This window comes from Chitinilyticum litopenaei DSM 21440 (genome assembly GCF_000428145.1).
GTDB classification, from domain to species: domain Bacteria; phylum Pseudomonadota; class Gammaproteobacteria; order Burkholderiales; family Chitinibacteraceae; genus Chitinilyticum; species Chitinilyticum litopenaei.
In genome coordinates this window covers 311,890-337,772 of sequence record NZ_ATZJ01000001.1, presented here as the reverse complement: position 1 = coordinate 337,772, position 25,883 = coordinate 311,890, and the positions used below count along the sequence as shown (strand labels likewise).

20 protein-coding genes are annotated in these 25,883 nt (G+C 62.3%); 10 read left to right on the top strand and 10 right to left on the bottom strand.

The genetic code is table 11. From position 1 onward, the window contains the following. Positions 1 to 53 precede the first annotated feature (53 nt). Together C515_RS22165 and C515_RS22160 are read left to right on the top strand one after the other, a co-directional pair. Positions 54 to 1,292: a carbohydrate-binding protein gene (locus C515_RS22165; RefSeq protein ID WP_028454100.1), complete on the top strand. Its 1,239-nt coding sequence runs from the start codon at positions 54 to 56 to the stop codon at positions 1,290 to 1,292. Positions 1,293 to 1,550: 258 nt separating this feature from the next. Continuing rightward, complete coding sequence (locus C515_RS22160; protein ID WP_051304507.1) at positions 1,551 to 2,768, top strand: carbohydrate-binding protein; 1,218 nt, start codon at positions 1,551 to 1,553, stop codon at positions 2,766 to 2,768. A gap of 68 nt (positions 2,769 to 2,836) precedes the next feature. Here the strand turns inward: C515_RS22160 and C515_RS0101595 are convergent, their stop codons facing one another. Together C515_RS0101595 and C515_RS0101590 are read right to left on the bottom strand one after the other, a co-directional pair. Beyond that, a complete protein-coding gene (locus C515_RS0101595) occupies positions 2,837 to 3,331 on the bottom strand; it encodes a GNAT family N-acetyltransferase (RefSeq protein ID WP_028454099.1) in 495 nt (164 codons plus the stop codon). A 318-nt stretch (positions 3,332 to 3,649) separates the two neighbouring features. Next, positions 3,650 to 5,143 (bottom strand): serine hydrolase domain-containing protein, encoded by a 1,494-nt coding sequence (locus tag C515_RS0101590; RefSeq protein ID WP_028454098.1) that lies wholly within the window; start codon positions 5,141 to 5,143, stop codon positions 3,650 to 3,652. Between the two features lie 463 nt (positions 5,144 to 5,606). Here C515_RS0101590 and C515_RS0101585 point away from each other — a divergent pair, with 463 nt between their 5' ends. Together C515_RS0101585 and C515_RS0101580 are read left to right on the top strand one after the other, a co-directional pair. Continuing rightward, the gene (locus tag C515_RS0101585) at positions 5,607 to 6,830 is read left to right on the top strand and encodes a TIGR03862 family flavoprotein (RefSeq protein WP_028454097.1); all 1,224 of its coding nucleotides are present in this window, start codon (positions 5,607 to 5,609) and stop codon (positions 6,828 to 6,830) included. 822 nt (positions 6,831 to 7,652) lie between these two features. Further along, entirely contained in the window at positions 7,653 to 7,901 is a 249-nt protein-coding gene (locus C515_RS0101580; protein ID WP_028454096.1) for a hypothetical protein, read from the top strand. Here C515_RS0101580 and C515_RS19025 read toward each other — a convergent pair. From C515_RS19025 to C515_RS23955, 4 genes are all read right to left on the bottom strand, one after another. Beyond that, positions 7,883 to 8,107 (bottom strand): FeoC-like transcriptional regulator, encoded by a 225-nt coding sequence (locus C515_RS19025; protein WP_051304506.1) that lies wholly within the window; start codon positions 8,105 to 8,107, stop codon positions 7,883 to 7,885. The genes C515_RS0101580 and C515_RS19025 overlap by 19 nt on opposite strands. Positions 8,108 to 8,126: 19 nt before the next feature. Next, positions 8,127 to 10,421 (bottom strand): Fe(2+) transporter permease subunit FeoB, encoded by a 2,295-nt coding sequence (gene feoB, locus C515_RS0101570; RefSeq protein WP_028454095.1) that lies wholly within the window; start codon positions 10,419 to 10,421, stop codon positions 8,127 to 8,129. Then, positions 10,418 to 10,654, bottom strand: a complete 237-nt coding sequence (locus C515_RS0101565) for a FeoA family protein (protein WP_028454094.1) — start codon at positions 10,652 to 10,654, stop codon at positions 10,418 to 10,420. Before C515_RS0101565 ends, feoB begins: the two co-directional genes overlap by 4 nt. A 466-nt stretch (positions 10,655 to 11,120) precedes the next feature. Beyond that, complete coding sequence (locus C515_RS23955; protein ID WP_158380761.1) at positions 11,121 to 11,297, bottom strand: hypothetical protein; 177 nt, start codon at positions 11,295 to 11,297, stop codon at positions 11,121 to 11,123. Between the two features lie 94 nt (positions 11,298 to 11,391). On the opposite strand from C515_RS23955, the gene C515_RS19020 reads away from it, so the two are divergent. The 3 genes from C515_RS19020 to C515_RS0101545 all read left to right on the top strand — a co-directional run bounded on the left by C515_RS19020 (position 11,392) and on the right by C515_RS0101545 (position 13,548). Further along, entirely contained in the window at positions 11,392 to 12,354 is a 963-nt protein-coding gene (locus C515_RS19020) for a LysR family transcriptional regulator (RefSeq protein WP_051304505.1), read from the top strand. An 85-nt stretch (positions 12,355 to 12,439) separates the two neighbouring features. Beyond that, positions 12,440 to 12,613, top strand: coding sequence for a hypothetical protein (locus C515_RS23950; protein ID WP_158380760.1), 174 nt, complete (start codon positions 12,440 to 12,442; stop codon positions 12,611 to 12,613). Between the two features lie 101 nt (positions 12,614 to 12,714). After that, positions 12,715 to 13,548, top strand: a complete 834-nt coding sequence (locus C515_RS0101545) for a class I SAM-dependent methyltransferase (protein ID WP_028454093.1) — start codon at positions 12,715 to 12,717, stop codon at positions 13,546 to 13,548. Positions 13,549 to 14,336: 788 nt separating this feature from the next. On the opposite strand, the gene C515_RS0101540 is transcribed toward C515_RS0101545, so the two are convergent. Then, a complete protein-coding gene (locus C515_RS0101540; RefSeq protein ID WP_028454092.1) occupies positions 14,337 to 15,590 on the bottom strand; it encodes an anaerobic sulfatase maturase in 1,254 nt (417 codons plus the stop codon). Positions 15,591 to 15,647: 57 nt separating this feature from the next. On the opposite strand from C515_RS0101540, the gene C515_RS0101535 reads away from it, so the two are divergent. Next, positions 15,648 to 18,002 (top strand): arylsulfatase, encoded by a 2,355-nt coding sequence (locus C515_RS0101535; protein WP_028454091.1) that lies wholly within the window; start codon positions 15,648 to 15,650, stop codon positions 18,000 to 18,002. Between the two features lie 132 nt (positions 18,003 to 18,134). Next, positions 18,135 to 19,289: an OmpP1/FadL family transporter gene (locus C515_RS0101530; protein WP_043647626.1), complete on the top strand. Its 1,155-nt coding sequence runs from the start codon at positions 18,135 to 18,137 to the stop codon at positions 19,287 to 19,289. Between the two features lie 737 nt (positions 19,290 to 20,026). Here the strand turns inward: C515_RS0101530 and C515_RS19015 are convergent. Beyond that, positions 20,027 to 21,019: an SPM autocatalytic domain-containing protein gene (locus C515_RS19015; RefSeq protein ID WP_051304503.1), complete on the bottom strand. Its 993-nt coding sequence runs from the start codon at positions 21,017 to 21,019 to the stop codon at positions 20,027 to 20,029. Positions 21,020 to 21,209: 190 nt separating this feature from the next. On the opposite strand from C515_RS19015, the gene C515_RS0101520 reads away from it, so the two are divergent. Next, positions 21,210 to 22,925, top strand: a complete 1,716-nt coding sequence (locus tag C515_RS0101520; protein WP_028454089.1) for a potassium/proton antiporter — start codon at positions 21,210 to 21,212, stop codon at positions 22,923 to 22,925. A 366-nt stretch (positions 22,926 to 23,291) separates the two neighbouring features. On the opposite strand, the gene C515_RS0101515 is transcribed toward C515_RS0101520, so the two are convergent. Both C515_RS0101515 and zigA read right to left on the bottom strand, forming a co-directional pair. After that, a complete protein-coding gene (locus tag C515_RS0101515) occupies positions 23,292 to 24,629 on the bottom strand; it encodes a dihydroorotase (protein ID WP_028454088.1) in 1,338 nt (445 codons plus the stop codon). Further along, positions 24,626 to 25,834 (bottom strand): zinc metallochaperone GTPase ZigA, encoded by a 1,209-nt coding sequence (gene zigA, locus C515_RS0101510; protein ID WP_028454087.1) that lies wholly within the window; start codon positions 25,832 to 25,834, stop codon positions 24,626 to 24,628. The genes C515_RS0101515 and zigA overlap by 4 nt, the downstream gene beginning before the upstream one ends. Positions 25,835 to 25,883: the final 49 nt, after the last annotated feature.

The window sequence follows — 25,883 nt, the reverse complement described above, 5'->3', positions numbered from 1 at the left end:
CTGCAGGGGTTGCCCGCCAGAGGCAACGCACCCACAAAAAAGGAAGATGAGGAATGAAAAACACCAAGCTGAATGCAGCATTGCTGCTCGGCGGATGGCTGGCGACCAGCGCCGTGGCGCTGGCCTGCACGCCGGTCCCCACCCCGCTGATGCCCGCCCTGCCGGCCGGCCCGGACGGCAAACTGCCGGTCACCTACCCTTACCCGGCGCAACCCACGCCCGTACCCACGGGCTCGGTCACCCCCACCGCCTACCCGACACCGCTGTGCAATTTCAGCTATTACGGCAACACCGCAAACATGCCTTCGCTCAACGATGCCGAAACCGACCGGGTGATCGGCAGCGGCGGCCAGACCGGCAGCAGCGCGCCGGCCTGGGATGCGGCCCGCACCTACAGCGGCGGCGAGCTGGTCAGCTACAACGGCCAGACCTACAAGGCCAAGTGGTGGACGCAGAACGACGCACCGGGCAATGCCTACGGCCCCTGGGAGCTGCAGCAGAGCGCCAGCGGCCCGCAGGCCTGGGACAGCACGCGCGTCTACAACACCGGCGACCAGGCCACGTACAACGGCAATCTGTATCAGGCTAGGTGGTGGACCCAGGGCAACGCCCCCGGCGAGGAATGGGGCCCGTGGGAACTGCGCGGCACGGCGCCCGTCGCCACCGCCACCCCGCTTCCCAGCAGCACGCCGGTGCCGTCGGGCACGCCGGGCAATACCTTTGAAGTGGTGCCGCTGCCGTCCTACTTCATGCCCGGCAACCGCACGCAAGGCAACAGCCGCCCCGCCACCTTCAATACCAGTGTGCAGCAAGTCACCGGCAACAATGGCGAAGCGCAGCTGGAAGTGACTTACAGCAGCTACGCCCCGGTGACCACCGTCCGCTACATCGCCACCGCAAGCTGCACCGTGACTACCACCTCGATTCCCGGCACTGGCACCGGCAGCGACGCCGCACCGCAATACTGGGAGCTGCGCATGGACGGCAAGCCGATCGGGCGCGTCTATGCCAGTGACTTCCGCAACTACCCGCCGCGGCCGATTCCGGTACCGGCACTGCCGACGATGTTCGGTCCGGACGGGAAGTGCCTGTTCCAGCCCGGCCAGACCGTGCTGGACTGGTATCAGGACTCGGGCTACGGCACGACGGTGAAGGTACGCATTGCGCGCGGCGAAGCCAGTTACTGGCGCCCCGACCTGCCCGGCCATTACCTGAGCAGCTGGGCGTGCAATGGCAATCTCTGCCGCCCCAGTACGCTGCTGTGGCATACCCGCATGGGCACGCGGCAGTAGGACGGCCGGTGCGCCAGGCAAAGCCCATCGCCGCGACAATTGGGCGACGCTGTGCCTGATTGCGCGGCAGTGAAGGCAAAACCGGGGCTGTTTTCCGCCCCGGTTTTTTTGCGCCCCACGCGCCGCGCCAACCCTTGTCGCGCAATGCAGACACACGCATCAGCGCCTGCTTCTGCAGCTTGCCCGGCGCTGTGCCTGTGTCACTCTGAAGCACCCGCATCAGACGGGCTCACACACAAGACCACAGGAAGATGAGGAATGACCACACTGAAACCGGGCATGCTCTGCATGCCGCTGCTGCTGCTCGCCTGCGAAGCCTTTGCCACCCCTGCCCCCTGCACGGGGACTCACCCGCAACTGCCGGCCCGGCCGGCCGGCATCGACCAGCCGCTGCCCATACTCGAAGCCGCCAGCACCTACACACCCGGCCCGCCCAGCCCCAGCCCGATTCCGTTTGAAAGTTACAGCAGTGGCCAGTTGCACTGGCCCACGCCGACGCCAGTGCCGACGACAGTCCCCTCCACGTCACCGACAGTAATCCCCTCGCCAACACCGACGGGCGTCAACAGCTGGTGCATCGCCGTGCGCTACAGCGCCACCGCCGGCTATCCGGCACTGGACGATGAGCAGATCGGGCGCGTCAACGGCGCCGCACCGCTGCCTGCCGCCTGGGACAGCGCGCGCACCTACAGCGGCGGCGAAACCGTCAGCTACAACGGCCAGGTCTACAAGGCCAAGTGGTGGACGCAAAACGACGCGCCGGGCAATGCCTACGGCCCGTGGGAACTGCAGCAGACCGCCAGTGGCCCGCAAGCCTGGGACAGCACGCGCGTCTACAACACCGGCGACCAGGCCACATACAACGGCAATCTGTATCAGGCCAAATGGTGGACCCAGGGCAACGCCCCCGGCGAGGAATGGGGGCCGTGGACGCTGCAGGGCGCTGCGCCCAACGCCCAGCGCCCCGCCGGCTACGAAATCCGCCTGGGCAGCAAATTCAGCCCCAGCACCAACTACACCAGCCAGCTCACCTTCGAAAGCAAGGCGCCCTTCGACATCGTGCGCTACAGCGTCGATGCGCAATGCACGGTGCAAAGCGTGCGCAGCCGCAGCAGCGACACCGGCAGCGCCACGGCACCGCAACGGCTGGAAATCCGCCGGGATGGCCAGCTGATCGCCACGCTGAGTGGCGCGCAGTTCGTGCCCAATCCGCAGCGCCCGATTGCCCCCGAACCAGACCTGCTCAGCCTGCAGGCACAGGTGCGCAACGACGACGGCAGCTGCCGCTTCCCCGCCGGCCACACCTTCCTGGAATGGCGCGGCGACAGGGGAGCCGGCGTCACGGCAACGATCACCCTGCCCGAGCGCAGCACAACGACCTTCCTGAGCACCCGCGCCTGCAATGGCGACAGCTGCCGCCCCAGCCCGCTGTTCTGGGAATCCCAATTGGGCACCTCGGGCATGCGCAGCTTTTAAGCACCCGGGTATTGCCGTGCACGCCCTTCAGCATAAGGGCTGCACGGCAATCACCAATGGGGTATTGATCAGGCCAGCTTTTTCTCCATGAACACCGCCCGCCCGAACTGCGGATCCAGCTCATAGGGCTTGAAGCCGCAGCGGGCGTAAGCGGCTGCCGCGCGCGGATTGCCTTCGAGCACTTCCAGCGTCAGCTTGCAGCAATCGCGCTGCGCCGCCAGCGCCTCGGCCGCGGCAAACAGCGCATCCACCACGCCGCGACCGCGCCAGTCGGCGTGCACCACCACATCGTGCACATTCAGCAAGGGGCGCGCCGCGAAGGTCGAAAAGCCTTCGATCAGGTTGATCAGCCCCACCGGGCCGTCGCCCGCCCAGACGATGAAGGCAAAGAAATCGTCACGCACCGCCAGACGCGGCACCAGATTGGCCTTGGCGAAATCGGACAGGCCCGCACCGCCGCCCATGGCGTCGCTGGCGTAATGATCCAGCAGCGCCACAAAGGCCGCCGCATCGGCGGGCTGGCGGAAATCGACGGGGCGGCAAACAAGGGCGGGAGCAGTCATGAGGGCGGGCCGGCAAACACAAAGCGCCAGCTTACGCCGCCCGCCACGCGCTGACGACTGGGAAAAACCGCCACTCAGGCGCGCAGTCCGGCGCGAATTCCGCAAGGTCATCCGGGCCGGCTGCACGTAGCTGTGTTCAGCGTAGGGCGCATTCGCCGCGTTGCGGCAATGCGCCGAAAGGTAGTTATTGCCCCCATCATCACATTTGGCGCAATGCCTGCGGCGATTGCGCCCTACAGAGTGCGCCGCACGAGGTGACGACTGGGAAAAACCGCCACCCCGAGCGCATCGCCGTGACTGGTGTGCCTTTGCCCGATCCTAGCGCAAGGTACCGGTCGCGGTTTCCAGGCTATCCACCCGCTCCAGACGCACCTTATTGCCTGAAAACCGCAACCGGACCTTGTATGACCAGCTTTCATCCAGCCAAAGTGTTTCCAGCAACAGCGTCTTGCGATCCAGCCACTGCGCACGCCCACTGATCAGCGATTCCGGGCCGCTTTGCACGCTGGCGTCTTTTTCGGCCGGGCGAGGCGTGTCGCGCCACTTGCCGTCCAGGCCGACGTGCTGGCGCCAGGGCCGGTAGCCCCCATCACGCGGAGTTACCCCGAGCAGCAGTTCATCGCCGCGAAATTCCAGCTGCAACTGGGACAACCAATAGTCACCGGAAAAATCGATCTTGCGGCCATTGAGCTGTTTTTCCAGTGGCGAGCGCAAGCGGTTTACCGCGGTCGGACTGGCCCAGCTAGCGACCTTGGCTTGCAGGTTTGCCTGCGCCGCCGGCTTGGCCGGCAAGCCATTCGCGGCGGGGGTGAGAAAGTATTCGCGCAGCGCGGTGAAATCGATCGGGCCCGCATGACGGTCGGCATCGGGCCGCCGTGAGGTCACGACCAGCGTGATGTCATCCTGTGGATAGACCGTGATGTATTGCCCACCCCAGCCCTGAGCGCTGAACCAGAGGCGATCCTTGCCCACCCACCAATGCGACCCGTAGAAATACGGGCTGCCAGTGTTTGCACTGACCGGCAGTTTAGGACTGGTCGCATCCTGTACCCAGGCTGCCGGAATGATCTGCCGGCCCTGCCATTCACCGTTTTGCCGGAAGAGTTCGCCAAAGCGCAGCATGTCGGCCGGTGCGATGTAAAGACCCCGGCCACCGTTCACCGTGCCATCCGGCGTACTCACCCAGCGGATTTGCTCGATGCCCAGCGGTTTGAACAACCGCTCGCGGCCATAATCCAGCAGTGGCTGGCCGACCGCCTTTTCCGCCAGCACGGCCAGCAAAGCCGATCCGCCACTATTGTAGTTGAAGGTTCCACGCTGCTCGGGATCCATCGGCTGGCGCAGGAAATCGGCAATCCAGTCGCCCTGCTGCAGATTCGTTTCCCAGGTCGATGAACCGGAGCTCCCGGCATCATCGATCCAGATCATGCCGGTCTTCATCTGCAGCAACTGCTCCACCGTGATTATTGCCCCCGGCAGCTCACGATACTGCGGCAACACATCGCCAACGGTGTCAGTGAGCTTGAGCTTGCCGTCACTGATGGCGAGACCGACCAGCGTGGAGGTAACGCTCTTGGTCACCGAATTGACCTGATGCGGCATGCCGGGACGAAACGGCGCGTGATACGCTGCCAGCACCAGCTGGCCATGACGGGCAACGAGCACACTTTCGGTCTCGAAACCGGAAGAGCGCAGGTAATCGAGCATTTTCGCGAGTTTTTCCGAATCCAGCCCCACGCTTTCCGGGGTAACTGGCTGCAACTCAGGCGACTCGGCCTGCACCAAAGACGTAGCGGCCAGCAAACTGGCCAAAGCGATGCCTGGCACCCTACAACGCTGCATGCATAACATCGTCAGCCCCCGACCTGTAATGTGAATGCAAGTATTCTAGCAGTGGAAGGACATCTTATGTCAATACTTGCTGATGCAAACCAGCCGAGTAGGGTGCGCAAATCCTGATTTGCGCAGGCGGAGTGATCGTTGAACATGCGCTGCGGCTCGGGCGGATCGTTTCCGGTGCGCAAACCCCTGCGGGATTTGCGCACCCTAAGATGTTTGTCCTGGTCGGCAGCGTGTGCCAGTAATAGGCCGCGAAAGCGGAGGTAGTCAGCACTGCTGGCGACAAGCTGCTGCGGCCAGACAGCAGTCGCGAAGAAAGCGGCGATGGCCCCATCCAGTCTGCCAAGCCCCGCCCGCAAGACCGCCGCCGGCAAACCGCACGCAGGCGTTTGCCGGCGGCCTGCTAGAATGCCGCTTTAGTATCCGGCCAGCTCCCATGATCCCGCCTTCCCGCCGCATTGCCATCATCGGCGCCGGCCCCGCCGGCCTGATGGCCGCCGAAGTGCTCGCCGCCGCCGGCCTGCACGTTGATGTTTATGACGCCATGCCCTCGCCGGGCCGCAAGTTCCTGCTCGCCGGCGTCGGCGGCATGAACATCACGCATTCCGAGCCGCTGGAACCCTTGCTCGACCGCTACGGCGCCGACGGCCGCGCGGCGCTGGAGGCCGCGATCCGCGCCTTCGACCCGGACACGCTGCGCGCCTGGATACACGGGCTGGGCATCGAGACCTTCGTCGGCAGCTCGGGCAAGGTCTTCCCGCGCGACATGAAGGCCGCGCCGCTGCTGCGCGCCTGGCTGGCGCGGCTGAAGGCGGCCGGCGTCACCCTGCACGTGCGCCACCGCTGGCTGGGCTGGGACGCGGCAGGCGCCTTGCGCTTCGCGACGCCGGACGGCGAAATCGCCATCACCACCGACGCCACGCTGCTGGCGCTCGGTGGCGGCAGCTGGAAAAAACTGGGCTCGGACGGGGCCTGGCAAGGCCTGCTCGCCGCACGCGGCGTGGACGTCGCGCCGCTGGCGCCGGCCAATTGCGGCTTCGATTGCGGCTGGAGCGAGTTCTTTATCGATAAGTTTGCCGGCAGCCCACTGAAGAATGTCGCCGCCAGCGTCAACGACGGCCCGATGCGCAACGGCGAATGCGTGGTCAGCGCCAGCGGCATCGAGGGCAATCTGGTGTATGCCTTTGCACGCCCGCTGCGCGAGGGTATTGCCCGTGAAGGCAAGGCCACATTGACGCTGGACCTGCTACCCGCCTATCCATACGAAAAAGTGCTGCGCGAGGTCGGCGCGCCGCGCGGCGCGAAATCGCTGTCGAGCTTCCTGCAGAGCAAGCTGAATCTGGGCGGCGTGAAGCTGGGCCTGCTGCGCGAACTACTCAGCAAGGAGGCGATGAACGACCCGACGCAACTGGCGAAGGCCATCAAGGCGCTGCCGATCCCGGTGCTCGCCCCCCGCCCGCTCGACGAAGCGATCAGCAGCGCCGGCGGCGTGCGCTTTGCCGCGCTGGACGACAACTGGATGCTGGGCGCGCTGCCCGGCGTGTTCTGCGCCGGCGAAATGCTGGACTGGGAAGCGCCCACCGGCGGCTATCTGCTCACCGCCTGCTTCGCCACCGGCCGCGCGGCGGCGCAGGGGCTGTTGAGGTATCTGGGAAATTGAGTCTGGGCGATATGCGAGCTTGCGGTAAGGAAGCTCGGAGCTATTTCAGCGCCTACGGCGCGGTGTTTGGATGCGCGTTTCCGCCGCGCCAACGGGGCGTGCTAATTGGCCGCAGTGCTTGTTCTTAGGCCGGAAAGCACCGCGCCTTTCTACTGTTTTTGATGGGTATGCAGCTGTAGCCTTTTTAAAAAATGGCTACAGCTTTATCACTGCATGGGTATAGCGCGATGCCTTTATTGATCCGGCCCTCTGATGTTTTTACTCGTAGGAGCGAGCTTGCTCGCGATCAGCAAGGCTTCGCGAGCAAGCTCGCTCCTACGGAAATTCAAACTTCCGAGGGCCGGATCAATAGTACGGGATGCCCTCGCAGTCGCCGAGAAGCGCAGTCTGCGGCAGGGTTTCGACGGGGGGAGTGTTTGAGGGCGAAGCCCGAGTTGCCCCCGCCGCTGCCGCAGACGAGCATCGCAGGGCACCCCGCGCAGCGGGGCGACGGTCACCGCAGAGCCTGGCGGCTTTGCCGCCTAGCGTCGCGCGATGCCGGCTTGCTGGCACCGGGCGCGCCTTGGGGGTGTCGGGGGGCTTGGCAAGCGCGGGGTCCCCGCAAAGTCGCAGACTTTGTGGGGTGCAGTAGAGCCCCCTGACGTGCCGCCGGGCACACCCGGCATCAACACCCGCGCCGCAGGCGCTAAACTCTGGCCGTACCGTGACAAAAGCGCATGACACTTTCCATTACCCGACAGGGTAACAATCTCCTGCCCTTCATTCACAGACGATTCAGCCACATACCCCTATTATCAGCCACCCACACCCCGGATTCCCGCCATGCCCCTGCGCCTGCTCGTTCTCGTCCTCATCCCGCTACTGAGCGCCTGCAGCGCCGTCGCCACCACCGTGGCGGTCGGCGGCGCAGCGGTGGGGCTGGCCGGAACGGCGGTGAGCGTGGCGACCACCACGGCCGGCGTGGCCTGGGATGTCGGCGCGGCGGGCGTGAATGGCGCGGTGGCGCTGGCGAATCATGCCGCTTCCGACCAGGCCAGCGACGTCGCCGACGCTCAGCCCAGCCAGCGGTAAAACGCGCCGGAGGGCGAGCTGCAGCAGCCCGAGCAGCCGCCGCCCTTGCTGCAAGTGCTGCCCGACTGTGCGAGCTTGCCGCGCCTTGCCCATTCGCCGGCAAGCGGCTCGACTGCAGACATCTGCACGCCAAAATGCGCCGCAATCTCGGCGGCGGACACCTCGCCGCGGCCGCGCAGGTAGTCACGCAATTCGATCAGTCCCATGTGCTTCTCCTCACTTTCCTCAGGCCGCCTGCCAGCGGGGGTGACGGCCGATGAGGCGGCCGGCCAGCAGCACGGCCAGCCAGGCCAGCGCCAGCCCGCCCAGCATCAGCGCGGCGTGCGCGGCGCCTTGCGACCAATGGCTCAACTGGTAGAACAGCGTGGCCGCGCTGTAGCCGACGAACAGCGTCCAGCCGGCGGCAAAGGCTGCCCAGCCTGCGCCCAGCTCCACCTTCATCGCGCCCAGCGCCGCCAGGCAGGGTGTGTAGAGCAGGATCAGCAAGAGGAAGGCGAACGCGCCGCTCGCGCCGTGGAAGTGCTGCTGCATCGCGCCAAAGGTTCCGGTGCTGGCTTCCAGCGTCTTCGCCGCTTCCTCGGCATTGCTGACGTCGCCGATGCTGATTCCCAGCGGGTCGCCCAGCTTGTCGGCGATGGCGCCGAGATTGGCCGGAACCGTTGCAAAGGCGTCAGCCAGTTTCTCGGTCAATGCCTGCGGCGCTTCATCGGCTGCGGCGCCGGCGCTCTGGCTGTACAGCGTGTTGAGCGTGCCCACCACCGCTTCCTTCGCCAGCACGCCGGTAAAAAGCCCGACGGCCGCCTGCCAGTTGTCGGCGTCGATGCCCAGCGGCGCAAAGGCCGGCGCGATGGTCTTGCCGACGCTGGCGAGCACCGATTTGTCGCTGTTCTCGTGGCCAAACGAGCCATCCGTTCCCACGGCGTTGAGGATGGACAGCACCATCACCATCGGCACGATCACGCGGCCGGCGTTGACGACGAAATCGCGCAGGCGGTCCCAACTGCGGCGCAGCACGGTGCCCAGCGTCGGGCGATGGTAGAGCGGCAGCTCCATCACCAGCGGCGCGCCGTCGCCGGGCAGGAGGCTCTTGCGCAGCAAAAAGGCGGTCAGCACGGCGGCGGCGATGCCGATCAGGTAAAGGATGAAGACGATGGTCTGGCCGTTGCGCGGGAAGAAGGCCGCGGCGAACAGCGCGTACACCGGCAGGCGCGCGCCGCAGGACATGAAGGGCGCCATCATCGCGGTGAGGATGCGGTCGCGGCGCGTTTCCAGCGTACGCGTCGCCATGATCGCCGGCACATTGCAGCCGAAGCCGATCAGCAAGGGAACGAAGGATTTGCCCGGCAGGCCCAGCGCGCGCATCGCGCGGTCCATCACAAACGCCGCGCGCGCCATGTAGCCGGAATCCTCCAGCGCGGAAAGGATGAGGTAGAGGCAGCCGACCACCGGAATGAAGGTCGCCACCGTCTGGATGCCGCCGCCCATGCCGGTGGACAGCAGCACCACCAGCCATTGCGGCGCATGCCAGGCGGTGAGCAGGCTGCCGACTTCATCGACCAGCAGCGCGGCGAAGCTCTGGTCGAACACGTCGATAAAGGCCGAGCCGACGTGGATGGTGGCGAGGAACATCAGGTACATGATGCCGAGAAACACCGGCAGGCCCAGCCAGCGGTTGAGCACGACGCGGTCGATCTGTTCGGTGACGTGGCGCGACACCAGCCCGCGGTCACGGCGCACGGCGGCGCACAGCCGGCTGGCGAAACGGTAGCGCGCGTCGGCGATCAGGATGTCGGCGTCGAGGTCGTACTCGGCCAGCAGGGCGGCCTGGTGGTCGGCGACCAGCTGGCGTTGCGCCGGGCACAGCGTCTCGGCCAGATGGTCGCCTTCGAGCAGCTTCAGCGCCAGCCAGTCGTGCGACAGATTCTGCGGGGTATGCACACCGGACAAAGCATCGGCTATGGCCGTGACGGCATACCTCACTTTCTCCGGCAGATCGAGCCGCAAACCGGGATTGCTGGCCTGCTGGGCGAAAATGGCTTTCTTCAGCTGCTCCAGCCCGCGCTTCTTGCTGGCGGAAATCGCCAGCACCGGGCAGCCGAGCTGTTCGGCCAGCTGCGCGGCGTCGATGGCCACGCCCTGGCGCTCGGCCACGTCGACCATGTTCAGCACCACCAGGCAGGGCACGCCCAGCTCCAGCAATTGCGTGGTCAGGTAGAGATTGCGCTCGAGGTTGCTGGCGTCGACGATGTTGACGATGAAGCGCGCGCTGCCGGAAAGGATGTAGTCGCGCGTCACCTGCTCGTCGGCCGAGCTGTCGGGCGCGGCGTTCAGCGAATACACGCCGGGCAGGTCGACGACTTCAACGTGCAGTGTTCCTTCGCGCATCCAGCCGCTCTTGCGCTCGACGGTGACGCCGGGCCAGTTGCCGACCTGCTGGCGGCTGCCGGTCAGCGCGTTGAAAAGCGTGGTCTTGCCGCAATTCGGGTTGCCCAGCAGGGCAATGCTGAAGCCGCCGCTCATGCCGCCTCCGTCAGGGTGACTTCGAGCAGCGCCGCCTCATGCTTGCGCAGGGTCAGCGTGTAGCCGCGCACGGTAATTTCGTAGGGATCGCCAAGCGGCGCGACGCGCACGACGGCAAACGGCGTGCCGGGCATCACGCCCATCGCCAGCAGGCGCTGGCGATAGCTGCGATCGCCTTGACCCAGACCCGCAATGACGCCGCTTTGCCCGGCGCCGAGATCGGCCAGTTGCATGGCGCGCCCCCGAGAATGTAAACAACAATGATTCTCAGTTTATGGGGATGGGGCGGACGGGCTTTAATCCAGATCAAGAAATGCGCGCATGGCCGGGCAGATCGGCAATACCAAAACAGGTATTGGGACACAGCCAAATCTGAAAAAGGGCTGTGCGCACATACCCTAATTCAATGCCTGATTATGTCTCCGCTTCAGAAGCGTCATTCCCGCGTACGCGGAAATCCAGGTGAGGGTGTGAAATCAAGCTTTGCTCTGGATGCCCGCCTGCGCGGGCATGACGAAAAAAGGGGTTCTGAAAGAGAGCTTCTCAATAAAACCCGAATCAAGCACAGAGACGCAGAGAAAAGCTGGGGCACGCGATGAGCATTCCTCAGGGTTGTGCTTCCTCTGTGTCTCTGTGGTGCAATAGATTTTCCTGATCAGGCAGGTTCTTGTTGTTTGCCGGGAAGGCTTGCCAATCCGGTCAATGCAGGCCCGGCGTTTCGCGGCTGGCGGCGTCATCACCCTCGGCGGGCGCGTCCTGCCACCACTGTGGCTGCTGGTATTGCCAGCCGTGCGAAAACAGATCGTCGCGGGGCTGGGGCGCGGCGTTCGGCTCGGGAATCAGCCAGGCGGCAAGTTCACTTATCCAGTTCAACATGATGGCTCTCGATGCTGCAGTGCGTCAGATGATTCCATGGTATACAGCGCACAATCACTCGATAAGTGGCAGAAATCGAATAAACTGTTCTCACATGAGAACAAACCTATCTCCCGATGCCCTGCTGAGCTTCGAAGCGCTGGTGCGCCTGGGCAGCTTCACCGCCGCCGCCGCCGAGCGCGGCTGCGCCAAAAGCCATGTCAGCCAGCAACTGCGCCAGCTGGAAGCGGAACTGGGCAGCGTGCTGCTGCTGCGCACCACACGGCGCATGACGCTCACCGACGCCGGTGCGCGCCTGCTGCCGCACGCGCAAGCCTTGCGCGAACTGCTGGGCCGCGCCAGCGACGATGTGGCCGATGTGCAGGAAACGCTGCAGGGCGCGCTGCACCTGTCGACCACGCCCTCGATGGCGCAATACCTGCTGGCCGACCTGCTCGCCGAATTCGCCAGCCAGCATCCGGGCCTGCAGATTCGGCTGGACGCGCTGAACCGCCTGCAGGACCCGGTGCAGGAAGGGCTGGACCTCTGCCTGCGCGCGCGTACCGTCGGCGACGAGCGGTTGGTAGCCCACGCCGTCGGTTACTCGATGGAGCGGCTGTATGCAGCTCCCGCCTATCTGGCGCGGCACCCGGCCATCGGCAGCCCGGCCGTACTGCAGCAGCACCGCGTGCTCATCAACGACGATTTCCAGCACAACCCGCTGTGGACGCTGTATCGCGGCGGTGAAGCAGTCGCTGTGCCGCTGGATGTGCGCTTTTGCAGCGACAACAACCCCGCGCTGGCGATGACGGCGATTGCCGGGCACGGCGTCTGCCAGTTGCCGCACTTCGTCGGCGAGCGCTACCGGCAGCTTGGCCTGCTGCAGGCGGTGCTGCCCGACTGGCATGGCCACTTTTCGCCGATTTATCTGGTGCACCCCTACCGCCGCCCGCTGCCGCGCAAGAGCCGGCTGCTGATCGACTTCCTGCTGCCGCGCCTGCGCACCCAGCTCTACGCCGCCGACCACCCGGATGTGGCGCTGGCGCCGCCCACCGCAGCACGCCGGCCGGGCGTGTAACGCGGTCCAGCTTGCCACGGCGACGGAACTTCATACACCGCCGACACTCCAGTGCTGGCCTCATCATTTACGGAGTGAATCGACCATGAGCCAACTCGAAATCGGCCTGTACAGCATTGGCATTACCGCACTGCTGGTGGCCTGCCAGCTGCATTTCAGCAAGGGTGAAAAAGCCGACAAGGCATTTATGGCGGTTTTTGGCGGCCTGTTCATGGGCGGTGGTGGCGTGGTCAGCGCCGAACTGCTTGCCCTGTCCTGATCCCTGCGGACTGGCGGCCGATTGCCGGCACGCACGCCAGCCTGTAGCCAGGCCGGTTTTAGCGGATAATTGCGGCTTTGTTTTGCCATACCGGACGCGCCATGAGCGATCACCCCGAAATCCGCCCCGGCCAGTCGGTCGAACTGCTGAAAGCGCTGCACATCCTCACCCGCGAGGGGAAGATGAACCAGGACAGCCGCCGCAAGCTCAAGCAGGTGTACCACCTGTTCAATTTCATCGAGCCGCTGCTCAGCGAGCTGACTGCTGGCAAGCAGGACATCACCCTGGTCGATCACGGCGCGGGCAAGTCCTACCTCGGCTTCATCATCTACGACCTGTTCTTCAAGGATCGTGCGCCCGCCGGCAAGATTTACGGCATCGAAACGCGTGACGAACTGGTGCAATCGTCGATGAAGCTCGCGCAGAAGCTGCAATTCCAGCACGGCATGCGCTTTTACAATCTCTCCGTCGCCGACTCGATCACCTCCGACAAGCTGCCCGCGCAGGTCGACGTGGTGACCGCGCTGCACGCCTGCAACACCGCCACCGATGACGCCATCCATTTCGCGCTGCAGAAAAAGGCGCGCTACATGGTGCTGGTGCCCTGCTGCCAGGCCGAGGTCGCCAGCGTGCTGAAAAAGAACAAGGCGCGCATGGGCGCGGCGCCCTTGTCGGAAATCTGGCGCCACCCGATCCACACGCGCGAATTCGGCAGCCAGATCACCAATGTGCTGCGCTGCCTGCAGCTGGAGGCGCACGGCTATGCGGTGACGGTGACCGAGCTGGTCGGCTGGGAGCACTCGATGAAGAACGAGCTGATCATCGCCGAATACAAGGGCGCACCGAAAAAGCAGCCGAGCGAACGGCTGACTGCCTTGCTGGCCGAACTGGGGCTGGAAGAACTGGCCGGGCGCTTCTTCACGCCGGCATCCTGAGCGCAGGAATGCGCTGAAGCTCACAGCGCTGTTCGTGCTCACTGCCGTCGCGGAAATTGCAGGCCGGTTATCTGGCTCAAGGGGACCAGATCATCGAAGCTCAGGTTTCCTCAGCCATAAAGCACTGCATGAAAGCAGAGAACACCCCAGGCACAGAGCTTGCCATGGCTATTGACTGGTCGCCGCCAAGCCCCTACATAAAAATTGCGCTGCCAGCTGGACAGCCTGCATTTCGATGCCATACTGGATCGGAGTAACACCTGCCGGATGTATATAGTGATTGCAGCCACCCGATCAAAGCGCGGGAAGCGTGGCTGAAAACCAACGAATATCGCCATTTCGGATTCAGCACAAATGGACAAAAACAAGCCACCGTCGGCGACCAAAAAAAGATGGATCAGTCCATCTGCAAGACACGTACACGCGCCAACTTCATGCTCACTATTGATCCGGCCCTCTGATGTTTTAACTGCTCATACCTGGCCGCTAACGGTTTGAAAACCAATCGATTTCAAACTTCCGAGGGCCGGAGCAATAAACAGGGTTTGTCCAAACCCAGAGGCAGCTTGCCTGGTTGAAGGAGGCTGGCATTGAGATATTCTTAATCCCGAAGCGAACATGCAGATCCCGAAAGAGGTGGAAAATTCACGCGAGAGCTGCAGAAATAGCCTGGGATTTATACTGGGCGCCAATTAAGTCAGCCCGGCATGCGGGCTGACTTGCAAGTTTCTTAAGGCAGCGCGATAGAAACTGGGCCATTTGATGAACCCATTTTTCACAATCAATCATCAGCCTCTGACCCTTGGATAATCGAGCAGAACTTTTCCGTAAAATTTCTTCAAACCAGCGCATAAATAGTTCAGACCTGGCTCACCATCTGGCGTTTTGATAAAACGATTCTTAGGGCACTCCCCCCAGCATAGGGACAAATAGCGACAGGCGCGGCAGTATTTTGGCAAGGTCTTATATTTTGCAAGCCCGAAATCTTTCTGGCGCTCGGAAAATGCCATGTCACCTTCATGGATTTTTCTGATATTCCCGAGCCGATACTCTGGATATACAAAGTGGTCACAACTGTAGACATCTCCATTATGCTCAATTGCAAGTCCTTTGCCGCAAAACTGCCCACTTACACATTTCTGCGCACCATCCCCCGACAACTGGCTGATCACATTCTCAAACTGGTCAACAAAGATGCGACCGACGTCACGCTTTAGCCATTCATCCCAGATACGTGTCAGGAAATATCCCCAGTCATCTGGGTCAACTGACCAGTCAGTAACAATAGAGTCAACCTGCCCTGGTTTTGCCTTGGTGTCCCCCATCAACGGCAATTCATCAGCGTTCCAGTAGCCTGGTGCAACAGCATTAAAATTCGTTCGCTCAACTGCAGGTATAAACTGAATGATATAGGGACGAACCTCATCACGCAGAAAGCGGTAAACATCAATGGGCCTGCGCGCATTTTGACGATTGACCACACACAAAGCATTAAACCGGATGTCGTGCTTGTGCAAACGTGCAACGGCAGCCATGACACGATCAAATGTTGGCTTACCTCCCTTGCTATAGCGATAGGCATCATGCAGTGCCGCAGGGCCATCAATCGACAAACCCACCAGAAATCGGTGCTGTTTTAGAAAATCACACCATTCATCATCCAGTAAGACACCATTGGTTTGCAAATCATTCTCAATGCGCTGCCCCTGCTTACGATGGCGTGCCTGCAACTCAACTACTCGACGGAAGAAATCCAGCCCCATCAGCGTTGGCTCCCCCCCTTGCCAGGTAAACACGACTTCCGGGCCAGTCTGTGCGGCAAGATATTGGCGGATATGGGCCTCCAACAGGGATTCGCTCATGCGCGGCATGTGATCCTGCTGCAAAAGGTCCTCTTTATGCAGATAAAAGCAATATGCACAGTCCAGATTGCACTGTGCCCCGGCAGGCTTGATCATCGTGTGAAAAACATAAGAATCACCATCAGGCAGTGCAGGCAGGGAAAGCTGTGGATCTTGGTCAACAGGGATGATGGGGATCATTGCATGCCACATGTTTTAGGAAGACAATCTTTTTACTTTTACCAACTTGAGGCAGTCATGACTACATCTAGATTCACACCAACCCTGCTCGTAGGTGTTCTTGCCACAATATTCGGTACAAGTCATGCGGCAACAGATTCAAAACTTGATCGTACGGTATTACCGATTGCAGAGCCCACACGCCCGACTTACACGGAGCTTGATGCTCGCAACGCCAAGGCACCAGCGCGCTTTGAAATTACTGCGCCTAAAGGTGCGCCCAATGTCATTGTGATCTTGCTTGATGATGTCGGCTTTGCCACGTCAAGCACCTTTGGTGGCCCTGTCGACATGCCTACGCTGGATAAATTGGCACAGCATGGTCTGAGCTTTAACCGGTTCCATACCACCGCGCTCTCGTCACCCACTCGCATGGCACTCAAAACTGGCCGTAACCATCATACTGCTGAAACTGGCTCAATTATGGAAACCGCCACTGCGTTTCCAGGCAATACTGGCCGTGTGCCAAATAGCGTAGCGCCAGTGGCCGAAATGCTGCGCTTGAACGGCTTTAGCACTGCAGCATTTGGCAAGTGGCACGAAACCGCATCTTGGGAAGGCAGCATTTCCGGGCCATTTGATCGCTGGCCAACTCGGCAGGGCTTCGACAAATTTTATGGCTTTATCGGGGGCGAAACAAATCACTGGGCACCCAGTCTAGTCGATGGGACTATTCCAGTAGAATTGCCCGCAGATCCGAATTATTACTTCACCACCGATATGACCAATCGCGCCATTACATGGATGAAGCAACAGCAGGCGCTCACACCTGACAAACCTTTCTTTATGTACTACGCACCAGGCGCTGCCCATGCCCCGCATCACGCCCCCAAAGAATGGATAGATCGATGGAAAGGCAAGTTCGATCAGGGCTGGGATGTCTTGCGCGAAGAAACACTGAAACGCCAGATCGCCAAAGGCATTGTGCCACCGGGCACTAAGCTAGCTCCCAAACCTGCGGCAATCAAAGATTGGGAAGCGCTGAACGATGATGAGAAACGCCTGTTTACCCGTCAGGCTGAAGTCTACGCTGGTTTCCTCGAAATGACCGACCATGAAGTCGGACGTTTGGTCGATGCCGTGACCGAGATCGGTGAATTGGACAACACGATGATTGTATATATCGTCGGCGATAATGGCGCGAGTGCCGAAGGCGGCATGAATGGCATGTATAGCGAAATGACCTATTTCAACGGCGTAACGGAAAAAGTCGAGGACATGGTCAAGCTGGTCGACAAATGGGGTGGGCCGGAAACATACCCGCACATGGCCGCTGGCTGGGCTGTGGCGTTTGATACCCCGTATACCTGGACCAAACAAGTGGCTTCGAATTACGGCGGCACCCGCAATGCGATGGTGATGCACTGGCCAAAGGGGATCAAGGCCAAGGGTGAAATCCGCTCGCAATTTACTCACGTGACGGACGTTGCGCCAACGATTCTGGAAGCGACCCAGCTGCCCGAGCCGAAAATGGTCAATGGTGTGAAACAGATTCCGATGGAAGGCAAGAGCATGATGTATGCCTTCGATAATGCCAAAGCCAAAGAGCGCCACACCACCCAGTACTTTGAAATTTTTGGCAATCGCGCCATTTATCACGATGGCTGGCTTGCTGGTACTGTGCATAAAGCGCCTTGGGAAACCAAACCGCGCGCGTCTCTTGCGGACGATCAGTGGGAACTATACAACGAGCGATCAGATTTCAGTCTGAGCAACGATCTGGCAAAAACGAATCCGAAAAAACTGGCCGAACTTCAATCCCTGTTCATGAAGGAAGCTAAAAAATACCATGTCCTGCCGATTGATGATCGCAGCGTGGAACGGGTGAATCCGAAACTGGCTGGCCGTCCGGATCTGATGGGGGATCGCACTTCAATCACCCTGAGCGAAGGCATGGTGTTCATGACGGAAAACACTTTTCCTAACGTAAAGAATCGGTCGTTTACTATCGATGCCGAGCTCGTAATACCCGAGTCTGGCGCGCAGGGCGCCATCATCGTACAAGGCGGCCGTTTTGGCGGCTGGGCAATGTACGCCAATCAGGGCAAGGTTGGCTATGCCTACAATTTCCTTGGCCTGGAGAAAACTGCTATTGAGTCCCCTGAAGCTTTACCGCCTGGCAAACATGCAGTTCGGCTTGAATTTGACTATGCGGGTGGAGGCTTGGGCAAGGGTGGCAAGGCAATCTTGTTTGTGAATGGCAGCAAGGTTGCCGAAGGCGATATTCCGCGAACCCATCCCATTATTTTCTCAGCAGAAGAAACCGCTGATGTTGGCATTGATTTGGCTACACCGGTAGTGGAAGCCGTCGGCGCAGAAGCCAAATCGCGCTTTAATGGCAAGATCCCGAAAGTCACACTGCAATTACGTTAAGCCAATATATTGCGTGCATGATCATCATGCACGCAAATTTTCAAGATCATGTGCATTGATTTTCTCAATTCTTGCCGAACATTCAGTCAGGATTTTTGCGGAATTCGCCTTGCACGCCCAAGGGAAGTCATAATGCTAAAAGTAGCTGCCTTTTCAATCTCAATGATCGCCGCGAACGCGATGGCAGGAGGGTTGTATCTATATGAGGTTGGCACAGAAGATATTGGCCTGGCTGGCGCCGGGCAAGCCGCCCGTGCACAGGATGCGGGAACAATTGCGTTCAATCCGGCCGGAATGACGCGCCTGAAAGGCGATCAGTTTTCCCTGGGGCTACAGGCCTTGTATGGCGACGTCAATTACCACCTGGATCGGCAAAACGGCCGCGATCCAGACAATCCGGTGATTGGCTGGTTTCCTGGTGCCAGCGGTTTTTACAGCCATAGCATTGATGAGCGCCTGAAAATAGGTATCGGCCTGTATGGCAATTTTGGTCTTGGACTGAAATTCGGCGACTGGTCAGGAAGCGCCCTGCTGCGTGAAAGCACACTCATCGGCATGACAATTCAGCCAACATTGGCATACAAGCTGAACGATCAATGGTCACTTGGTCTCGGTATTGGTGCAAATTACGGGATTTTTTCGCAATCTGGCGACCGGCTCACGGATGAGATCAAAGATACCGACTGGGCTTTCAACGGCAAACTCGGTGTTCTTTACGAACCAAGCCAGTCAACCCGTTTCGGCCTTGCATATACCAGCAAGACCGCATTCGAATACAACGTTGATCTGAAAACTCCGCTGCTGACACGCCCCATGACCGCGCAGATCAATGCACCGCAGCAAGTGATGGTGAGTGCATATCATCAGCTTGATCCGAAGCTGGCTATTCTGGGCAATGTAGGGTGGCAAGACTGGAGCGCATTTGGCGACAGCAAGGTCATTCTGACCGGAGCAGAAGCAGAGCTTGCCGGCCATCTGGTGGATACCTGGCATGCCGCAGTTGGCCTGCAATATCAGTACACCCCTCAGTTGCGCTTAAATACTGGTCTGGCTTTCGATTCGAGTTTCTACTCTTCGCAGAGCGATGGCAAACTGGTTCTTCCAGTAGGAGATACGTGGCGACTCGGCGTAGGTGCCCAATATGTGCTGGATAATGCATCCACCATAGGGGCCGCCTTCGAATATGGTCGAACTGAATCCACCCGTGTCAGCAGTCCGGCATTGGATGGAGGGTATGACGCAGCCAATCTGTATTTTATAAGTATCAATTACACTAAGAAATTCTGAGCGACCAGCCTGAGCCATCTCCGCGGGTGTCACGCAGGCTTTCTGCCCAAGCACAGTAGCTGCGGCAAGGCAGTACCGTTGTGGCTCCGGCTGGCGATGGCCACCACAATCTGCTCACCAAGTTTGGCCCCCAAGGAAACCTGCCCCAGAGCGCCGCACGCAGCCCACATGCTCTGCAAGGGTCCCGGTGAATTCGCGACGGTCTTGAACACGTCGGAAATGACGCCAAAGGCTTGCCGGATCTGTTCCAGAGGCGGCTGGCTGAGGCTGGATGTTGACAGAGACTTTTTAATATCTCTTTTGTGGTTTATTGATCCGGCCCGCTGAAGTTTGGAAATGCCTGGCTTTCGAGCGCTTGCCAACCAGGAAGGCGCAGTTAACGCATCAGGGTGCAATGCCATGTCAGGCCCAACACAGCCAAAACGACGTTTTGCCCAGACATCCGGCTAGGCACTTTTTCGCCAGCCGGAGCCCAAGCCACACCTCCACAGAGCCCGGCAGCCTCAGCAAGGTACCATCCCACCGGCTTAGATCGCAGGCCCCCATGGGATGCCAGTGTGATGGAGTACCGCGCTGGCAAGGCAGTCAGAAAAAGAGGGGTATTGCCCAGAGGGCAATACCCTAAAAGGGCTACATGGCAATACACATCCAGCCACCACGATTAATGGCTGCTTGCCGAAAGCCTTCCCATCACCCCGGCGTGCCTGGCATTCATCTCAAAGCGGGGCCGTATGGCCTTAGCCCTTGTCCTCTTTCTTCACCGCCAGATCAACCTGGCGCACGCTGCCCACACCGCCGTTTTCCCCCAGCCACACGCTGCTGGCGCGCTGCTGGCCGCGCAATTCGCCGTCACCGTACAGCGCGAACGGCGTCGCCGCGTGGTCGACCGCCAGTGCGCCGACACCGGCCTCACGCAGCGTCTGCACCTTCTCGCTGCCGGCCTGCCACAGTTTCAGCCGGGCAAAGTCGGGGTCGGCCTCGTCGATCCAGCCGTTGCCGTCACGATCAAGCTGCGCCAGTTCGGCAAAGCCGTTGCCGGTGCGCGGGCCGAACAGCTCGCTGCCGTCGTCGGCGCGGCCGTTGCCATTGCCGTCGAGAAACAGCACGGCGGCGTAGCCGGTGGGCAGGTGCACGCGCTCGGTCTTGCCGTCGGCGTCGAGGTCGAATTCGCGGCTTTGTTCCGCCAGTGCGCTGCCGGCCGGGCCGAGGTCGAGCACCAGCGGGTCCTGCAGTGGCCCGAGGCTGGCGCGCGTGGTGCTGGTGTAGCTGCGCTCGCGGCTGAAGGCGTAATCGAGGTCGAACTCCCGGCGGCTGCCGTCGGCCAGGCAGACCGCGCCGCTGGCGCTGAAGCTGCACGATTCCTTTTCGCTGATGGTCGTCGTCGTTTCCAGCCGCAGTCCCGCCAGCCCCTGCGCCAGCTGCGCCGGCGCGGCGGGTGCGGACTTGGTCTGGCCAGCCGGGCTGGCCGCGTCTGCGCAGCCGCACGGGGTGCGGTCGCCGAACAGCAGGGCGATCAGCGACTGGAAGCAGCGGCGGCGCGCCGCTTCGCTGTCGGCGGTGGTGGCGCCGGGCGGGGAACTGGCCGGCGCGGGGGCCGTCATGGCCTGCAGGCGCTGCTGCAGGAATGCGGCAAACGGGTCACTGGCCGTCTGCAGCGTTTGTGTGCTGCTGACGCTGCGTTCAAGCTGATGCTCGCCGGCAAGGGTGAGCTGGCTGCTGAGGATGTGCATGGTGATTGCCTCCTGGGAAAGGAAAGCCCTACCATGCATGGAGCGTGCCACTTGCCGGCTTTTGCCAGACGCGCTACGACGCGCCAATACACCACCATGTAGCGACCCGAAGCCCATACGGGCCATGGGCTGCAGCGATATACTTCCAGACACTTTTGCCGACTTCCGCCATTTACCGCGTGCCGCTCCCATGACCGACGTCAATGCCCTTGCCCTGCTCTTCGGTGTCCTGCTGCTGGTGGCAATGATTGCCACCTCGCTGACCGCCAAACTGGGCACGCCGCTGCTGCTGGTGTTTCTGGGCGTGGGCATGCTGGCCGGCGACAGCGGCCCCGGCGGGCTGGTGTTCAACGATTTCGGCCTGTCCTTCACCGTTGGCAATCTGGCGCTGGCGGTCATCCTCTTCGATGGCGGGCTGCGCACGCGCTTCTCGACCTTTCGCGTGGCACTGAAACCGGCGCTGCTGCTGGCCACCTTCGGCGTGGCCGTCACGGCCGGGCTGACCGGCGTCTTTGCCGCCTGGATACTGGGCCTGTCGCTGCCGCTGGGGTTTCTGCTGGGTTCGATTGTCGGCTCGACCGACGCGGCGGCGGTGTTCGCGCTGTTGCGCAGCTCGGGCGTGAAACTCAACGAGCGCGTGGGCGCGACACTGGAAATCGAGTCGGGGATCAACGATCCGATGGCGATCTTTCTGGTGATCGTGCTGATCGCCACGCTGACCTCGGGGCAGATGGGGCCAGGGGCGATGGGGCTGGAATTCCTGCGCCAGTTCGGCATCGGTCTGGTGTGCGGCGGCGGCGGCGGCTGGCTGATCTGGCGGCTGGTCAACCGCCTGAACCTGCCGGAAAGCCTTTATCCGCTGGTGCTGCTGGGCAGCGCGCTGGCGCTGTTTGGCGCGACGGCCAAGCTGGGCGGCAGCGGCTTTCTGGCGCTGTATTGTGCCGGGATGCTGATCGGCAACCGCCCCCTGCAAGCGCGCGAGCACAGCCTGCAGGTGATGGATGGCATGGCCTGGCTGGCGCAGGCTGGCATGTTCCTGCTGCTGGGCCTGCTGGCGACGCCGTCGCGGGTGGTGACCGAGCTGCCGCTGCTGCTGCCGATTGCGCTGTTCCTGATGCTGGTGGCGCGGCCGCTGAGCGTGCTGCTGTGCCTGTGGCCGCTGCGCTTTCGCTGGCGCGAGCTGCTGTTTGTCAGCTGGGTGGGGCTGCGTGGTGCGGTGCCCATCGTGCTGGCGGTGTTTCCGCTGATGGCCGGCGTGGATCACGCCATGCTGATGTTCGATGCCGCGCTGGCGGTGGTCGTCAGCTCGCTGCTGATCCAGGGCAGCACGATTGCCTGGCTGGCGCGACTCCTGAAGGTGGAAGTGCCCAGCCACCCCGACCCGCTGGCCCAGCATGCGGTGCATGGCAGCGAATACAACGACTGGCTGCTGGTGCAGTATCGCGTGGCGCCGAATGCCGAAGTCGCCGGCCTGCCCAGCACCGCGATTCCGGTGCGCGCGGGGCTGGCGGAGGCGCTGGGCGTGTGGCGGCGCGGCATGCTGCTGCACCCGGAGGAAGGGCTGGTGCTGCAGGCCGGGGATCTGGTACTGCTGGCCGCCGACGAGCCGGCGCTGCCGGAACTGGGCCAGCGCTTTGCCGCCTCGCGCAGCGAAAGCCAGCTCAGCGCACGGCGCTTCTTCGGCGAATTCTACCTGCACGGCGATGCGCAGCTGGGCGATGTGGCGATGTTCTGCGGCTGCGCCATACCGGGTGATCCGGAGCAGACGCTGGCCGACTGGATCACCGCCAGTCTGCGCCGCGCCCCCACCATCGGCGAGCACGTGGCACTGGGCGGCGTGACGCTGACCGTGCACGAAATTGAAGGCGGGAAGATCACCAGCGTGGGTCTGAAATTGCCGACCTAGCAGGTATATGACTGCAACCAATCAGCAAAAAAGGTCGCAGCCATATACCCATAGTCAGACCTGATTGGGTAGCTACCTCAGCAAAGAACAATTCGTCATTCCCGCGAAAGCGGGAATCGAGCTGCAATGCCTGTTCGAGCGGTGCTCTGGATGCCGGCCTTGACCGCAGGGAATCCCCGTGGGACGCCGGCATGACGAGTTGCTGAGCTGGCTGACTATTGATCCCGCCCTCTGATGTTTTCACTCGTAGGAGCGAGCTTGCTCGCGATCAGCAACGCTTCGCGAGCAAGCTCGCTCCTAGGGAAATTCAAACTTCTGAGGGCCGGATCAATAATCAGGTAGCCGAACCGGCATTGCTGCCGATCGCTAGCGTGCAATTTCCAGCTCCATCCCCTGGCAGCCGCTCTGCAGCACCCCGTCATGCCAGGCCAGCTGGCCCGATACCCAGGTGCTGCGCACGCGATGGCGGAAACGGTGGTGCCTGAAGGGGGTCCAGCCACAGTGCGCCAGCACCGGCTCGTCCGCTACGGCCTGTGGCTGTGGCAGCGCCTCCACCAGCGCCAGATCGGCCCAGTAGCCTTCGCGCAGATAGCCGCGCTCGGCAATCGCAAAGCGTTCAGCAACGGCATGGCTGGTTTTCTCGACCAGCAGCGGCAGCGGCAGCACGCCATCGGCCACCAGTTCGAAGAGCGCCGGCAGCGCATGCTGCACCAGCGGCAGGCCGGAGGGCGCCTGCGGGTAGTCGCGCTGCTTTTCCGCCAGCGTGTGCGGCGCGTGATCGGTGCCGATGATGTCCAGCCGGCCAGCCAGCAGCGCCTCACGCAGGGCATCGCGATCGGCACGGCTCTTGATGGCGGGATTGCATTTGATCAGGTGGCCGAGGCGGGCATAGTCGCTGTCGTCAAACAGCAGGTGGTGCACGCAGACTTCGGCCGTGATGCGCTTGCCCGCCAGCGGGCCCGGCTCGAACAAGGCCAGCTCGCGCGCCGTGGTCAGGTGCAGCACATGCAGATTGGTGCCATGCCGTTTCGCCAGAGCGACGGCCAGGCTGGACGACTGCCAGCAGGCTTCTTCATCACGAATCAGCGGGTGCTGATCGGCCGGAATCGCGGTGCCATAGCGGCGCTGCCAGTCTGCTTCGCGCGCGCGGATGCGCGGTGTGGCTTCGCAGTGCGCCAGCAGGATGGTCGGGCAGCTGGCAAAGAGACGCTCCAGGCTGGCCGGGTCATCCACCAGCATATTGCCGGTCGAGGCACCCATGAAGACTTTGACGCCTGCCACCAGTCGTGGATCGAGCCGCGCCACGGTGTCGAGATTGTCGTGGCTGACGCCGAAATGGAAGGCGTAATTGGCCACCGACGCGGCGGCGGCAATCGCCTTTTTGGCAGCGAGCGCGTCCAGTGTCAGTGTCGGCGGCTGGGTATTGGGCATGTCCATGAAACTGGTGATGCCCCCCGCGACCGCTGCGCGCGATTCGCTGGCGATGCTGCCCTTGTGCGGCGCGCCGGGGTCGCGGAAATGCACCTGGTCGTCGATCATGCCCGGCAGCAACCACGCGCCGGCGGCATCAAACTGGGTTTCGCCGGGCAAGGCGGCCAGCTGCGGGGCAATGCGCTCGATGCGGCCGTGGCGGATGCGCAGATCCGCTGCAGTGATGCGGCCTTCATTGACCAGGCGGGCGTTGCGGATCAGCGTGGCGGTCATGCCGGCTCCGCGCTGGCCACTGCCCAGTGCGGGAAGGGGTCGGTGAGCCGCTGCCAGTAGGCCACGCCCTGATTCAGCTCGGCCTCGGTGAGCAGGCAGGCATCCAGCTCGGCGCGCAGGGCGGCTTCGTCCATGCCGCAACCGATGATGACGATTTCCTGCTTGCGGTCACCAAAATCGGTATCCCAGCGCTCGGCAATTTCGGCCTGCTGCGCGTCGTCGTCCGGCCATTCTTCCGGTGCTACGGCAGCCCACCACAGGCCTGCAGCACCATGGCGGCAGGCGCCGCCGGCCTGCGACCAGCTGCCGGCAAAATCGGGGCGGCTGGCCAGCCAGAAAAAGCCCTTGGAGCGCAGCACGCCCGGCCAGTCGCGCTGGATCAGCGACCAGAAACGCTGCGGATGCAGCGGCTTGCGCGCTTCCCAGACGAAACTGCTGATGCCGTACTCCTCGGTCTCCGGCACATGCTCGCCGCGTAGTTCGGCCAGCCAGCCCGGCGCATTGGCCGCGGCGTCGAAATCGAACAGCCCGGTGCCAAGAATGGCGGCCGGGTCGATGCGGCCATCCTGCGCCACCAGCTGGCGCGCGCGCGGATTGAGTGCGGCGAGAATGCCCTGCAGCCGGGCCAGCTCGTCGGCGCTGACCAGATCGGGCTTGCTGATGACCAGCACATCGCAGAATTCCACCTGCTCGATCAGCAGATCGACCACGGTGCGCTCGTCCTCCTCGCCGAGGCTTTCGCCGCGCTCGGCCAGCATTGCGCTGCTGGCGTAATCACGCAGGAAGTTGTGGGCATCCACGACGGTAACCAGGGTATCGAGCCGCGCCAGATCGGCCAGCGACTGCCCGGCTTCGTCGCGGAAGGTAAAGGTTTCCGCCACCGGCATGGGCTCGGCAATGCCGGTGGATTCGATCAGCAGGTAGTCAAAGCGCCCTTCGCGCGCCAGCCTGGCCACTTCCTCCAGCAGGTCTTCGCGCAGGGTACAGTAGATGCAGCCATTGGACATTTCGACCAGCTTTTCCTCGCCGCGCCGGAAACCGCCCTGATGAATCAGCTCGCCGTCGATATTGACTTCGGAGAGGTCGTTGACGATCACGGCGACGCGCAGGCCGGCGCGATTGGCGAGAACGTGGTTCAGCAAGGTGGTCTTGCCGGCGCCCAGAAATCCGGACAGCACGGTAACGGGCAAGCGGGTATCGGTCATGCGGCGCTCCTGAGGCATGGGCCGGACGAAAGCCGGCAAAGGCGCTCAG